13 protein-coding genes and 3 pseudogenes are annotated in these 13,378 nt (G+C 74.3%); 7 read left to right on the top strand and 9 right to left on the bottom strand.

What is annotated here, in order from left to right; translation table 11 throughout:
- Window positions 1–34: 34 nt before the first annotated feature.
- On the top strand, window positions 35–1,108 hold the full coding sequence (locus K4G64_RS04050; protein WP_221754617.1) for a glycosyltransferase family 2 protein: 1,074 nt from the start codon (window positions 35–37) through the stop codon (window positions 1,106–1,108).
- A gap of 83 nt (window positions 1,109–1,191) precedes the next feature.
- Here the strand turns inward: K4G64_RS04050 and K4G64_RS04045 are convergent, their stop codons facing one another.
- From K4G64_RS04045 to K4G64_RS04035, 3 genes and pseudogenes are all read right to left on the bottom strand, one after another.
- Complete coding sequence (locus tag K4G64_RS04045; protein ID WP_221754616.1) at window positions 1,192–1,755, bottom strand: hemerythrin domain-containing protein; 564 nt, start codon at window positions 1,753–1,755, stop codon at window positions 1,192–1,194.
- 86 nt (window positions 1,756–1,841) lie between these two features.
- Window positions 1,842–2,375, bottom strand: coding sequence for a DoxX family protein (locus K4G64_RS04040; RefSeq protein ID WP_221754615.1), 534 nt, complete (start codon window positions 2,373–2,375; stop codon window positions 1,842–1,844).
- Between the two features lie 63 nt (window positions 2,376–2,438).
- Window positions 2,439–2,672, bottom strand: a pseudogene (locus K4G64_RS04035) (amidohydrolase); the annotation flags it as partial.
- Between K4G64_RS04035 and K4G64_RS04030 the strand changes: the two are divergent.
- Together K4G64_RS04030 and K4G64_RS39815 are read left to right on the top strand one after the other, a co-directional pair.
- Complete coding sequence (locus K4G64_RS04030; protein ID WP_221754664.1) at window positions 2,629–2,862, top strand: hypothetical protein; 234 nt, start codon at window positions 2,629–2,631, stop codon at window positions 2,860–2,862. The pseudogene K4G64_RS04035 and the gene K4G64_RS04030 overlap by 44 nt on opposite strands.
- Window positions 2,863–2,913: 51 nt before the next feature.
- Complete coding sequence (locus K4G64_RS39815; RefSeq protein WP_308122220.1) at window positions 2,914–3,111, top strand: hypothetical protein; 198 nt, start codon at window positions 2,914–2,916, stop codon at window positions 3,109–3,111.
- 58 nt (window positions 3,112–3,169) lie between these two features.
- On the opposite strand, the gene K4G64_RS04025 is transcribed toward K4G64_RS39815, so the two are convergent.
- Complete coding sequence (locus tag K4G64_RS04025) at window positions 3,170–3,538, bottom strand: hypothetical protein (protein WP_374206357.1); 369 nt, start codon at window positions 3,536–3,538, stop codon at window positions 3,170–3,172.
- Window positions 3,539–3,607: 69 nt separating this feature from the next.
- On the opposite strand from K4G64_RS04025, the pseudogene K4G64_RS04020 reads away from it, so the two are divergent.
- Window positions 3,608–4,021: pseudogene (locus K4G64_RS04020) on the top strand (serine hydrolase); the annotation flags it as partial.
- A gap of 61 nt (window positions 4,022–4,082) precedes the next feature.
- Here the strand turns inward: K4G64_RS04020 and K4G64_RS04015 are convergent.
- The 5 genes and pseudogenes from K4G64_RS04015 to K4G64_RS03995 all read right to left on the bottom strand — a co-directional run bounded on the left by K4G64_RS04015 (window position 4,083) and on the right by K4G64_RS03995 (window position 7,832).
- Window positions 4,083–5,448: pseudogene (locus K4G64_RS04015) on the bottom strand (alpha-lytic protease prodomain-containing protein).
- Window positions 5,449–5,592: 144 nt separating this feature from the next.
- Window positions 5,593–5,778, bottom strand: coding sequence for a hypothetical protein (locus K4G64_RS04010; RefSeq protein ID WP_260459979.1), 186 nt, complete (start codon window positions 5,776–5,778; stop codon window positions 5,593–5,595).
- 317 nt (window positions 5,779–6,095) lie between these two features.
- On the bottom strand, window positions 6,096–6,860 hold the full coding sequence (locus K4G64_RS04005; protein WP_221754614.1) for a metallophosphoesterase: 765 nt from the start codon (window positions 6,858–6,860) through the stop codon (window positions 6,096–6,098).
- Complete coding sequence (locus K4G64_RS04000; protein WP_221754613.1) at window positions 6,857–7,144, bottom strand: BON domain-containing protein; 288 nt, start codon at window positions 7,142–7,144, stop codon at window positions 6,857–6,859. Before K4G64_RS04000 ends, K4G64_RS04005 begins: the two co-directional genes overlap by 4 nt.
- A 10-nt stretch (window positions 7,145–7,154) precedes the next feature.
- Window positions 7,155–7,832: a nucleotidyltransferase family protein gene (locus K4G64_RS03995; protein ID WP_221754612.1), complete on the bottom strand. Its 678-nt coding sequence runs from the start codon at window positions 7,830–7,832 to the stop codon at window positions 7,155–7,157.
- A gap of 281 nt (window positions 7,833–8,113) precedes the next feature.
- Here K4G64_RS03995 and K4G64_RS03990 point away from each other — a divergent pair, with 281 nt between their 5' ends.
- The 3 genes from K4G64_RS03990 (at window position 8,114) to K4G64_RS03980 (ending at window position 13,329) form a co-directional block, all read left to right on the top strand.
- Complete coding sequence (locus tag K4G64_RS03990; RefSeq protein ID WP_221754611.1) at window positions 8,114–8,323, top strand: hypothetical protein; 210 nt, start codon at window positions 8,114–8,116, stop codon at window positions 8,321–8,323.
- A gap of 106 nt (window positions 8,324–8,429) precedes the next feature.
- Window positions 8,430–8,981 (top strand): hypothetical protein, encoded by a 552-nt coding sequence (locus K4G64_RS03985; protein ID WP_221754610.1) that lies wholly within the window; start codon window positions 8,430–8,432, stop codon window positions 8,979–8,981.
- Between the two features lie 19 nt (window positions 8,982–9,000).
- Window positions 9,001–13,329 (top strand): cation-translocating P-type ATPase, encoded by a 4,329-nt coding sequence (locus tag K4G64_RS03980; protein ID WP_221754609.1) that lies wholly within the window; start codon window positions 9,001–9,003, stop codon window positions 13,327–13,329.
- The last annotated feature ends 49 nt before the right edge of the window (window positions 13,330–13,378 follow it).

Below are 13,378 nucleotides of genomic sequence, written 5' to 3'. Positions count from 1 at the left end.
CCGGCTTCCGGTCCGACGACGCCGGAGTCCCGCGATGACCCGACCCCACGCCCCGGCCCGAGGCGTCGAATACGCCGTCGTGGTCCCGACCCTCGGCGGTCCCGCTCTGAGGGCCTGCCTGCACGCCCTCGCCGAGGCGACCGGACCCGGCCCGGTCCGGGTGGTGCTCGTCGACGACCGGCCCGAGGCGGCCCGTACGCCCCTCACCGCCGCCGTTCCGCCGTCCCTGCGTGAGCGCACCATCGTCGTGCCGGGCGGCGCGCGCGGACCCGCCGCCGCACGCAACCTCGGCTGGCGGGCCGCCGGCCACGTGCCCTGGATCGTCTTCCTCGAAGACGACGTCGTCCCCGGCCCCACCTGGGGCGACGACCTGACCCTCGACCTGGCCGCGGCGACCGGTCGTACCGCCGGGAGCACCGCCCGCATCGACGTGCCCCTGCCGGCCGACCGGCGCCCCACCGACTGGGAACGCGACACGGCAGGACTCGCCGGTGCCCGCTGGATCACCGCCGACACGGCGTACCGCCGCACCGCGCTGGTGGCCACCGGGGGGTTCGACGAACGCTTCGGGCAGGCCTTCCGGGAGGACGCCGACCTCGCCCTGCGCATGCTCGACGCCGGCTGGACGCTCACCGGCGGGCGGCGCACCACCACCCACCCCGTGCGGGAGGCCGGGCGCTGGGTCTCCGTCCGGCGCCAGGCCGGCAACGCCGACGACGTGCTGATGACCAGGCTGCACGGCCGGCACTGGTGGCGACGGGCGGAGACCCCGCGCGGGCGCCTGCCCCTGCACCTGGCGGTGACCGCAGCAGGGGTCACGGCCCTCGGCTGCGCCCTGCTCGGCCGGCATCGGGCCGCGACGGCCTGCGCCGCCCTGTGGCTGGCCGGCACCACCGAGTTCGCCCTCGCCCGCATCACGCCAGGACCGGGCACCCGCGACGAGGTGCTCACCATGACGGTGACCAGCGCCCTCGTTCCCCCCACCGCGACCTGGCACTGGCTGCGCGGATGGCTCGTGCACCGCAGGGCCCGGCCGCACACCCCGTTCCAGAGCGCCGAGCCGGCGCCCGCGCTCCGCCCGGCGGTCAGCGAACCGTTGCGGTCATGACACCGACGCCCGGCCTCACGCGCACGAAAGCGGGGCCCGTCACCCGGGAGGGGGGACGGGCCCCGCACAGCGCGGTGACCGGGCTACTCGAACTTGCCCCGGCCGCTCAGCGCGTCCCGCAGCCGGTCCACCATCCCGGTGCCCGGAGCGAGGAGCTTGTTCGCCGGAGGCTTGTCCGGGGCAGCCGGGTGCGGCCGGGTCGGGGCGGTCTTCTTCGCCTTGCGCACCTTGTCGCCCAGCTCGTTGAGCGCGTCCATCGGACAGGCCTGCCGCAGCCGCGGGAAGAGGTTGCCCTCCTCGTCGGCGATGTGCGAGCGGATCTCGCTCATCAGCATGCCCATGAGCCGGTCGAAGTCGGCGTCGCCCGCGTCACAGCTCTCCAGGTCCTTCATGATCCGTTCGGCCGTGGCGTGGTCCTTGAGCTCCTGGTCGGCGAGGGCGTCCCCACCCGCCACGTGCTGGCGTACGGCCGGGTAGAGGTAGGCCTCCTCGGCCACCGAGTGCCGTACGAGCTCCATCGTGACCTGGTCGGCGTACACCTTGCGGTCCTGGTGGCCGGACGGCAGGGCCTCGATCTTGCCGAACATCTCCTCGACCTCGCGGTGATCGGTCACCAGCTCGTCGATGACGTTTCCTCCGTGTCCCATGTCCTTCACCTCCAGCGCTCGGGTCCCCCCGGCCCAAGGGGGTTAACGTGCGGTCCCGCCGGTCCGGCCGGTGTCGTACCGGCGGTTCAGGCGGGGAGCTTGGCCCGGACACGCCCGGCCGCGGCGGCCGGCCGTGCCGTGGCGCGCACGGAGCGGCGGACCAGACCGGCGTCGCGCCGCACACCCCGGGCCGCGTGCGTGCCGCGCCACACCACCGAGGGGCGGGCACCCGTGTCGTCGGCCGTGATCAGCAGCCCGCCGAGCATGGACATGTTCTTGAAGAAGTGGATGCGCTGCTGTGCCCGCTCCTCGGGGTCCTCCGCCTCCCAGAAGCGGTGCCCCGCCAGCGTCGTGGGCACCAGCGTGGCCGCGATGGCCAGTGCGGCCGGGCGCGGCATGCGCCCCGTGGCCAGCATCAGCCCCGCGACGACCTGTACGGCGCCGCTGAGCCGCACGACCTGCTCGGTGCGGTCCGGCAGTGCCGGGATGCGCTCGGTGACGGGTTGGACGACTGGCTCGGCGGCGTCGGCGACCTGTTTCGGGTCGCGGACGGAGTTCATGCCGCCTGTGAGGAACATCGAGGCCAGCATGGGGCGGCCGAGCACACGCAACAGACTCATGGCCCTCTCCAGGGTTTCGGTGGGTACGGCGCTCGACGGGTTCCCCAGCCGGAGCCGAACCAGTCACCCCGCACGGTGGCGTGCCCACGCCGCGTCGCGCAGCTCCCCGGACAGCAGGACGTCGGCGGCGGTGCGGGCGAGCGCCCGGGCCGCGGCGAGGAGCACCTCGCGGGCCCGGGGCGAGGCGGCCGCCTCGGCGAACTCCGGGGTGTGGTCGGAACCGTCCTCGTCCATGATCGCGACGAACGGGTGGATGACCGGTACCCGCGTGCTGACGTTGCCGATGTCGGACGAGCCCGCGGCGAACCGCTCGGACAGCACCTACCCGCCCGGCGTCCCCGTGGTGGCACCCGGCGAGGTCATCACCGAGGAGGTGCTGGACTACCTGCGCAGCGGCGCCGACCACGGCGTCCTGACCCCGGACGCGGCCGACTCCTCCGTACGCACCCTGCGGGTTGTGGCACGGGAAGCGAACAAACGAAGGTGAGGGTACTCACTCTGCTCAGGGAGATGGTGCTGTGCCTCCAAGGAAGAGGTCATCGAGGAACTGACCGGCGCTCCGAGTGTCGACATCGAGGCGGCGCTCGACCCGACCGAACTCGACGGCTGCTACCACGACGGCCGGGAGTGCGCGGCACTGGCACTGTCCTCCGGGGCACCCAAGCTGCTGTCGCCGCCGATCCCGCGCCCGAAGAAGGGCTTGACGAGTAGTTTCGATGTGGCTCAGTGGTCGTAGGCGATCAGTGAGCGGGGGATAGGTGCCCCGATGGCGCAGTTGTGCCAGATCGCGCGGGTCATTGCCAGGATCCGCTGCGAGCACCGACGCCTTCGACAGTCCGGCCGCCGTGCTGTTCCAGGTCGAGCCGGCCCTTGAGGGTGTCGTTGACCGACTCGATCAGCTGGCGGACCGTCTTGAGCAGGGTTTCTCCCGGCCGCGGGGTGCCACGGTTGCGGTAGGAGGGCCGCAGCAGGCTGACGCCGCGGGCTGCCAGGAAGCGGTCGAGTTGGGCGGCGATGTAGCCCTTGTCGGCCAGGATGAGCAGACCGGGCCGCTCACCGGGCAGGTGCGGTTCATTGTCGATCAGTGCAGCCAGGACCTGCCGTTCGTCGATCTTGGGGTCGACCAGGGCCCGGGTGCCCGGCAGGCTGACCGGGGCGCACACCAGGTGCAGCTTCAGACCCCAGTAGAAGCGTGAGTGGGAGCGGCAGTAGCCGTAGCGGACGACTCGGGACTCGACGCGGTCGGGCACGGCAGGGACGGCGAGACACCCGTGCCCCCCTTCGACGCGGGCGGCTTCCAGGCGGCCGGCGCCGTACGCGCCACGCCACAGGACCTGCTCGCCTTCCTGGAGGCGCATCTCTACCCGAGCGAGGCGCCACCGGACCTCGCGCCCGTCCTGCGCGCGGTGCGCCGCCCGGTGCTCCGCAGAGGGCTGACGCACCGGCACGTGCACACCGTCGCCTGGTTCCGTCACCCCACCGACGGCGGACCGCTGTACTTCCACAGCGGCGCGACCCTGGGCCAGCAGGCGTTCCTCGGCTTCCGCCCCGACACCGGCACGGCACTGGCCGCCGTCTGCACCCGCCGCTTCCGCACCCACGACCCGTTCGTCGCCACCGCGTACGCGTTGCTGGCCGGGGAGTGACCGGGCCCGCCCGGCGCCGGCGGCACAGGCCGCTCCGGCGCCGGACAGCCCTGACCCGCCTTCACACCCGCTGCCACAGGGCAGGGGTGCCCTCGGGCGCCCAGGGGCCCTGGGCCTGGTGGGTCTGCAGGCACTGGTAGCGCACACCCGCGTGTGTCACCGTGACCCCGGCCTCGTAGACACGGCCCGCGGCCCAGGTCTGGGCCACGTTGCCCTGCGGCGCCGGGGTCTCGGCCTCGGCGGTCTTCAGGGTGAGGCCGAAATCGCTGAGGAGCGGATTGATCGGCTGGTAGAACGTGGTGCCGCCGGTCGTGCAGTCACCGGACCCGCCGGACGTCACGCCCTGCGCCTGCACACCCGAGACGTACGGCCCGCCCGAGTCGCCCGGCTCGGCGCACACCGTCGTCTGGGTCAGCCCGTCCACCCTGCCCTCGGCGTAGCTGACACTCGTGTCGTGCTGCTCGACCTTGCCGCAGTGCCACCCCGTGGTGGAGCCCGAACGGCAGACGGCCGCCCCGACGAGCGCCTGGACCGAGCCGGTGATCTCCACCGTTTGCCCGCCCTCGCCCTTCACGTTGGGCGTGGCCTGCCACGGGTCGTCGACGGCCACCCAGGACATGTCCTTGCCGGGGAAGGTGGAGGCCTGGAACGTGCCCTGCGCCGCCTGGTTGTAGCCGGTGGTCTTGGCGCCCGGCTTGCCGCAGTGGCCCGCCGAGGCGAAGCCCTCCTGCTCGCCCTTGGTGACCGAGAAGCCGATGGAGCAGCGGGCGGTGCCGTCGACGTAGTAGGCGGCGCCGCCGGTGAGATCCTCCATGAGCCGCGGCCGGTTCTTCGTGACCTTCACGCTGACGCTCTTGCCGTCGAGGCCGGCGGCCTTGACGAACGCGGCCGCGGCGGCCTTGCTCCCGGCCTCCACCACGACCCGGTTGGCCGGGATGTCGACGTACCACAGGGGCGTCTCCAGCGTGCCGACCCGGGCGGCCGCCGCGTCCAGCTTCTGCTTGGCGGCCCGCAGGTCGGCCAGCGGCTTCTTCACGACGGCCGCCTTCGCGCCCTGGGCCTGGATGGCGGGCACGTCCGCGGCGTCCGTGGTCGCCACCATGAGCTCCTGGGACGTCGTGCCGCGCAGCCAGGCTCCCGCGAAGCGGTCCCCCAGGGCGTTGCGCAGACGCCCCGCCCGGGTGCCCGCCTCCGCCTCGTTCCAGCCGCCGGGACGCCTGAGCCGGCGTCAGCCCGAGGTCGCGCTCAAGGGCGCGCAGCATCGGGGCCGAAGGCCGGTCGGCGCCGAGGGTCTGGGCGGCCGAGGGCAGAGGGCCCGCCGCGGGGGTCGGCTCGGCCGGCACGGCGGCGGGGACACCGGTGGCGACGAGCGCGCCGAGCGCGGTCAGCGCCACGCGGCGGCCGGTCACGGCATGTCTGTGGACCATGCGATGCGTCTCCTTCGATCACAGCGTTCGATACGGATCTCGATACGAATGGCCCAGCCGTATCGGCCCGGTGTGATGTCCCGGGCCGCCCCGGTTCGCGCTGTGGTGCGGGCAGGAGGCGCCATGTGCAGTACGGCGGACGCCTCACGCGGACTTCAGGCCGGGCGAACCCTCCTTCGTGATGAAGGACGCGGTCGTCGAGATGCCGCCGCCGGGCGTCGTGATGGCCGGGACGGTCCGGAAGTCGACTTGTGAGAGTTCGCGGTCCATGTCGTCGCGGACGTATCCGCGCCGGCCGTCGAAGTACTTCATGTGGGGGTTGGCCTTCATGTAGGTGTCCTACTCGGCGGGCTTCGCGGTGTGGAGCCTCGGTAGCCGTCCCAGGCGTCCATGGAGACTCGGGCCGGTTCGGTCAGCGCCATCTGATGTCCTCTCGTCCGGGGCACGTGCGCCCCGGACGGACGCATGGGGACATCGCCGATGTGCGGAGCGCGGAGTTCGCGTGCTAAGCAGACAAAATGCCTGAAACGGGCACGACGTGCGGGGGGTTCACGCCACAGGCGGTACACGGCCGGCTCGGTGCGCGCGGCGGCGCGCAACGCAAACCGCCGCCGGTGTTCACCGGCGGCGGAGGGGAAGAGGCGTGCTCAGTGGGCCTGTTGCGCGGCGGCCCCGGTCGCGGCGGGCTCCCGGACCGGCAGGTGGTACACGTGGAAGGCGCGTCCGATGACCGGCTGGGCCACATTGCGCACCCGCACGCCGCCGCTCGTCATGCCGTGCTCCGTGCCGGCGTGTGCGTGCCCGTGCACCGCGAGGTCGGCCCCGGCCGTGTCGATCGCCTCGGCCAGCAGATAGCTCCCCAGGAACGGGTAGATCTCCAGCGGTTCACCCGCCAGGGTGTCCGCGACGGGGGAGTAGTGGGTCAGGGCGATCCGCGCGTCACAGCCCTCCTCGCCCAGCTGCTCCAGGGCGGCCCGCAGGCCGTCGGCGCACCGGCGCGAGTGGCGGACGAACTCCTTCATCACCGGCTCGCCGAACTCCCCGGCGCAGCGGCCCACGAAGCCGCCGCCGAACCCCTTGGTCCCGGCGACGCCGATCCGCGCACCGCCGCTCTCGACGACCGTCGCCTGCCCCTCCAGGACGTGCGCTCCGGCGTCCCGGAGGATGGCCGAGACCTCGTCCGGCCGGTGGTCGTGGTGGTCGTGGTTGCCGAGGACGGCGACGACCGGGACGGCGAGACCCTCGATCTCCCGGGCCACCACCCGCATCTCCTCGGGCGTGCCGTGCCGGGTGAGGTCCCCGGCCAGCAGCAGGAGGTCGGCGCACTCGGGCAGGGTCTCGAAGGCGGGCCGCAGCACGCCCTGGCTGTCCGGCCCCATGTGGATGTCTCCGACGGCTGCGATGCGGATCATGAGAGCTCCTCCGCGTGGTCGGGGGAGGACGCCTCGCTGACCACGAGGTCGCTGTGCACGGGGAATCCGGCGAGCTCCTCGTGGACGGTGCGCAGGATCTCGTCGCGGCAGGGCGCCGAGGGCACGGTGCCGGTGAGCAGCACCGTCCGTCCGCGGGCCTCGACGCGTACGCCCAGTTCACCGAGCTCACCGGAGGCGAGGCGGTCCTGGATGTGGGCGATGCGGTACTCCAGGTTCTCGGTCGGCGGTCCGCCGCTCGCGTCCTGTGAACCGTGGGTGCTCATGGGTGCTCCTTCAGATGACGTTCAGGCGCTCCAGCAGGAAGAAGAAGGCCGCCGGCATGGGCTCGTCCCCGCAGTCGCGCCGTACCCGCTCCCAGTCGACCTTCTCCCGCAGGGCACGGGCGATGGGCAGGGCGGCCCCGAAGTCGCAGTGGTGCTCGGAGAACGCGGCGGTCAGACTCCACAGCAGATCGGTCGGGGCGAGCACGGGCATGCGCACCGAGTCGACCGGCAGTTCCTCCGCCCGCTCCAGCATGTCCGCGCCGACCGGCCGGTGCGCCAGCTCGAAGATGATGTCGACCGGCTGACCGAAGCACGTGGCCTTGATCAGCCAGTCCTCCGGCGGGGTGTAGACCGTCAGCCCGGCCTCGTGGAGCGTGGCCGCCACTGCTTCCGCGTCCTCGGGACGAATCGCGAAATCGACGTCGTGCTGCAGGTTCTTCTCGCCGCCGTGGGCGTAGGCGGCCACGCTGCCGGCCAGCGCGAACAGGTGCCCCTTGCGCTTGAGCAGCGCACCGACCTGCTTGGCCGCCTCCAGGAGCGCCTGGTTGCGGTCCTGGGGAAGTTCCTGCAGTGGCTGGTCCGCCTGCGGGTCCTGTGGTGGCGCGGGCTCGTCCCCGTCCGGTGCCGACCGGAGGTCGGGGATCCCCGGTCGCCGGACGAGCGTCGCGTCATCACCGTTCTGCGTCATGACCACTCCTTCGCCGGACCGGGCACTCCGCTCCCGTGCGGTGCCCGGACCCGAGACGGCCTGTTTGCCTGCACTGGTACCCGGCGCGCCCGCCCCGACACGGACGGCTTCCGAAGGGCGACGGGCCCCGTCGATCACCGGTCGGGGCTGCCCGTTCGGGCAGGCTCGCCCGCCGCCGGGCGCGGCGGCAGGTCCCTCCTCTCCGGGTGGCGTCACCCGCGCGGCCTCGCGAGGCTGATACGGGCCGGCTACTCCGGCCGACCACCCCGTGAGGAGCCCCGATGCGCAAGCTGCCGTACACCCTGCTCGCCGCCCTGGCCGCCTCCGCACTCGCCGTGCCGGTGACCGCCTCCGCTCTCCCCGCCGACGTCACCGCGGGCCAGTGCATCGCGGGCGGCGGCATGATCGTCACCTCCGCCGTGGGCGACGGCTCGCAGGGGTACACCAAGCGCTGCATGGGCGGAGTCCACGACGGCCAGACGGTCCTCTGACACCCGGCCGAACAAGACAAGCGCATAACCCGCCAAAGACGGAATATGGGGCAAAGGCGTGGGAAACCGGATGACGCCGCTGGACGACGCGCTTGTGGAGGTCGGCATGAATCAGGAGACATCACGCTCGTCCGGACTTCCGCAGCCGTTGCGGGCCGTGGCCTCGGGCCTGCGGCACCTGCCGGGTGCGGAGCAGGTGGGCAAGGTGGCCACGGACGCGCTGGACAGGATCGGCGCGGTCTCGCCGCGCGGCCGCCGGATGGCCGTCTACGCGGGCGCCGGAGTGCTCGGCGTGGCCGGAGTCGTGGAGTGGCCGGTGGCGGTGACCGGCGCCGCCGTGGCCTGGCTGACCCGGCCGCGGCCCGCACAGCGGCCTGACGACGCCTCACCGAGCGGCGGCACACAGACCGCCGGGACCGGGGGCCACCGCCCCGCCCGGCCGGGCAGGGACGACCAGGACACCTCCGAGCACGGCCCGGGCGGCAGACTCACCCCCTCCCACCACCGCCCAGAGCGGCCGGAACGGCACGTCCACGAACAGCCCGCCAAGGTCGGCGACACCGCCACCGCCTCCGCGCTGAAGCAGGTCGCCGAGGCCACCGCGCACCACGAGGAGCAGCCCCACGGGCCCGCGCGCGACAGCCGATCCACCGGCTGAGTCGGGAGGACGGCAGCAGATGCTCGCACTCATCGACGTCACCCCGCTCGCCGGCGCGGTGGCCGGGGCGGCCGCGGGTGCCGCCCGCAGCGCCGCCCGGTCGGTGACGTCCGCCTACGACACCACGCGCCGCGTCCGCAACGTCGCGCGCAACGCCCTGACCGGCGGACAGCACTGGAAGGCCGGGCAGCGCCTCCACCTCGCGCTGCGGCGCCCCGGCGGCGAGCCCGGGGCCCTCGCCCGCCAGGTCGCCGAGGAACTGCTCGAGCATCCGGACGTGCTCACGGCGTACTGGGACGGCGGACTGTCCCGCCTGGTGGTCACCGTGGCCGAGGACGCCGCCACCGACCGTGTCACCGAGCGGGCCACCGAGCTCGCCACCCGTTTCGGCCTGGCCGAGGGAGCCGACCCCAACGCCCGGGACACCAGCCACCCCGGGGACCCCACCGAGGTGCGCGTCACCGCGGCGGCGATCCTGATGGACGCCGCGGGAACGGCCGGTGCCCTGGCCGGCCGGTCCCTGCGGCTGCCGCCATCCTCGCGCATCGTCACCGCCACCGTCACACTGCTGCGCGAGAACCCCCGCTTCCGGGCCCTGCTCCGGCAGCGCTTCGGTACATCCGGCATGGAACTCGTCCTCGCCGCGGCCAACGCCGCCGCCCACGGCATCGGCCAGACCCCGCTCGCCCTCGTGCTCGACGCCATCCTGCGCGGCAACCAGCTCACCGAAGCCGTGGCCAGGGCCGCGGCCTTCGAGACACTGCACGACGACGTCTGCCACCACCGGCGCACCAGTCTGCCCAGCCCCGTCGACACCCGGCCGCCGCTCAAGGTGACCCCCGCAGCGGAGTACGCCTCCCACGCCAGCACCGGCAGCATCGCCGGCGCCGCCGCCACCCTCCTCGTCACCCATAACGCGAGGGACGCGGCCGAAGCGGTCCTCGCCGGATCCCCGAAGGCGGCCCGGTACGGCCCCGCCGCCTTCGGCGCGACCCTCGGCACCTACCTCGCCCACGCCGGGATCCTCCTGCGCAACGGGGAGCGCCTGCGGCAGCTGGAGTTCGCCGACGCCCTGGTCCTGCACGCCGACGCCCTGCGCAGCCTGCGGCCCGACGACACCACCGACGGCCTGCCCGACGACCCGGTCCACCCCTACGCCGAGGCCGTGCTGGACGCCGCCCGCAGGGCCGGACTGCACGTCGTCATCGCGGGCGGCTCCGACCTGAAGGACATCACCCGCCTCGCGGACGAGGTCGCCCCGAGCGCCAAGCCGTTCGGAGACGTCGTACGGGCCCTCCAGGACGAGGGGCGCGTCGTCGTGACCGTCGCCCGCCTGAACGAGTCCGGCGACGGGCACGTCGCGGCCGGACTGCCCGCCGGTGACGTGGCCATCGCCCTCGCCGACGGTCGGGGGGCCGTCTCCTGGGGCGTCGACGTACTGGCACCGGGCGGCCTCGCCGACGTGTGGCGGCTGCTCACGGCGATCCCCGCGGCCCGGCGCGTCGGACGCCGCTCGCAGACCCTGGCCCGCGCCGGCGCGGCCCTCTCCGGGCTCCTCGTCGCCCGCGGCGGACAGCCCCCGGGCCGTCGCCTCCTGTGGCCCCTCACCCGGCATGCCCCGGTCAACATCGCCGCCGCCAACGCCCTGCTCACCGGCTGGCTCGAAGCCGTCCGGGTCGCCCGGGCGACCCCGCCGCCACCCCGGCTGCACATCCCCTGGCACGCCCTGGAACCCCACGAGGCACGCGACCGGCTCGGACGGGCCGACCGCGACGGCGAGCCCCGCGGACTCGCCCTGCTCGCCGACCGCTCCAAGCAGCAGGCCGCCCGCCTGACCCGGCACCCGGCCGCCGCCCCCGCCCGCTGGACGTGGCAGGCGGCCGGGGCCGTAGGCCGCGAACTCGACGACCCGCTCACGCCCGTCCTCGCCACCGGCGCCGTCGCCTCGGCCCTGCTCGGCTCGGTCGTCGACGCGCTGCTCGTCGTCGGCGCCATGGACCTCAACGCGGTGACCGGCGGGCTCCAGCGGATGCGCGCCGAACAGGCCCTGGCCCGGCTCGCCGCCCGGCAGCAGCCCAAGGCCCGCAAGCAGAACGGCGGCACCGGCACCGTCACCGTCGACGCCGCCCGGCTGCGCCCCGGGGACGAGATCAGCCTCGGCGCCGGCGACGTCGTACCCGCAGACGCCCGGCTGCTGGACGTCGACGGCCTGGAGGTCGACGAGTCGGCGCTCACCGGCGAGTCCCTGCCGGTGACCAAGTCCGTCGAGGCCACCCCCGGCGTGCCGGTGGCCCAGCGCACCTGCATGGTCTTCGAGGGCACCACCGTCGTGGCCGGACGGGCCACCGCCCTCGTCGTCGACACCGGCGAGCAGACCGAGGCCGGCCGGGCCGTCACCCTCGCCGCCCGCACCCCGCCCCCCGCCGGCGTTCAGGCCCGGCTCCAGGAACTCACCCGCAAGGCCCTGCCCGTGACCTTCACCGGCGGCGCGGCCGTGACCGGGCTGTCCCTGCTGCGGGGCAGCCCCGTCCGGCGCGCCGTCAGCGGCGGTGTCGCGGTCGCCGTCGCCGCCGTCCCCGAGGGGCTGCCGCTCGTCGCGACCGTCGCGCAGATGGCGGCGGCCCGCCGGCTGTCCCGCCGCGGCGTCCTGGTCCGCACCCCGCGCACCCTGGAGGCGCTCGGCCGGGTCGACACCGTCTGCTTCGACAAGACCGGCACTCTCACCGAGAACAAGCTGCGCCTGGTCAGCGTCGCCACCGCAGACGGCACCGTCATCGCCACCGACGACGAAGGGGCCGCACCGGTCGTGCGCCTGGCCGCGCGTGCCTGCCCGCAGGAGGACACGGGGCAGGGCCGCCGCGTCGCGCACGCCACCGACGAGGCCGTCCTCGACGTCGCCCCGCCCGACCAGGGCTGGGCACCCACCGGCGAACTGCCCTTCGAGACCCGCCGCGGCTACGCCGCCGCCGTCGGCCGCGACGGCGACCCCGACATGGGTGAACTCCTCGTCGTCAAGGGCGCCCCCGAGACGATCCTGCCCGCCTGCCGCGACCTTCCCGGCCACGCCTGGGACACCGCCCACGAACTGGCCGGGCAGGGACTGCGCGTCCTCGCCGTCGCCCGCCGCGCCTGCCGGGCCGACGACGCCGAGGCCGAACTCGACCTGCCGCTGGCCGACCTGGAGTTCAGCGGTTTCGTCGCCCTCGCCGACGTCCCGCGCGACACCTCCCACGCCCTGCTCACGGAACTGCGCCGCTCCGGCATCCTGCCCGTCATGCTCACCGGCGACCACCCGGAGACCGCCCGCGCCATCGCCCTGCAACTGGGCTGGCCGGAGGAGACCGAGGCGGTGACCGGAGACGAACTCGTCGCCATGGAACGCCGCGAACGCGTCCGGGTCCTGCGCGGCGCGGGCGTCGTCGCCCGGGTCGCCCCCGAGCAGAAACTGCACGTCGTCGAGGCCCTGCAACAGGCCGGGCGGGTCGTGGCGATGGCCGGCGACGGTGCCAACGACGCCGCCGCCATCCGCGCCGCAGACGTCGGGGTCGGCGTCGAGTCCCGCGGCTCCGCCGCCGCCCGCAACGCCGCCGACCTCGTGCTCACCACCGGCGACCTGTCCGTCCTGGTGGACGCGGTCGCCGAGGGCCGGGCCCTGTGGCGCAGTGTCGCCGACGCGGTGAGCATCCTCATCGGCGGCAACGCCGGTGAGGTCGGCTTCAGCGTCCTCGGCACCCTGCTCGCCGGCTCCTCGCCCCTGTCGACCCGTCAGCTGCTGCTGGTCAATCTGCTCACCGACATGTTCCCGGCCATGGCCGTGGCCGTCACACCGAGCAGCGACCCCTCGACCGCCGAGCACGCCGCGACCGGCCCGATGGGTCTCGACGTACTGGGCGCGCCCCTGCTGCGTTCCATCCGCCGCCGCGGCATCACCACCTGCTTCGGCGCGGTCGCGGCGTACCTCATCGGCCGCCTCACCCCCGGCACCGAACGCCGTTCCACCACCATGGCCCTGTGCGGCGTCGTCGGCGCCCAGCTCGTCCAGACCCTCTCCGGGCGGCGCCACAGCACCCTGGTGTGGGTCACGGCCCTGGGCTCCGCCGCGGTCCTCGCCGCCCTCGTCCAGACCCCCGGCGTCAGCCACTTCTTCGGCTGCACCCCGCTCGGCCCCGTCGCCTGGGCCGGCGTCGCCCTGGCCATCGCCCTGTCGGCCCTGGCCCCCCGCCTGGAGCGCCTCGGTGCCGTGCACGCCCTGTACGGCGCCGCGGAACGACTCGCCCTGCGCCTGGGCGAGCTGAGCGGGCAGGCCCGGCAGCTCTTCCGCAGCGGTATCGCCGCCCCCGTGGCGTAGCGGGCGGGCACGGCGAAGGCCGCCACCCCATGCCGGGGTGGCGGCCTCC

Source organism: Streptomyces sp. WAC04114 (assembly GCF_019733245.1).
GTDB classification, from domain to species: Bacteria; Actinomycetota; Actinomycetes; order Streptomycetales; family Streptomycetaceae; genus Streptomyces; species Streptomyces massasporeus_A.
This window is presented reverse-complemented; position numbering and strand designations above follow the sequence as displayed.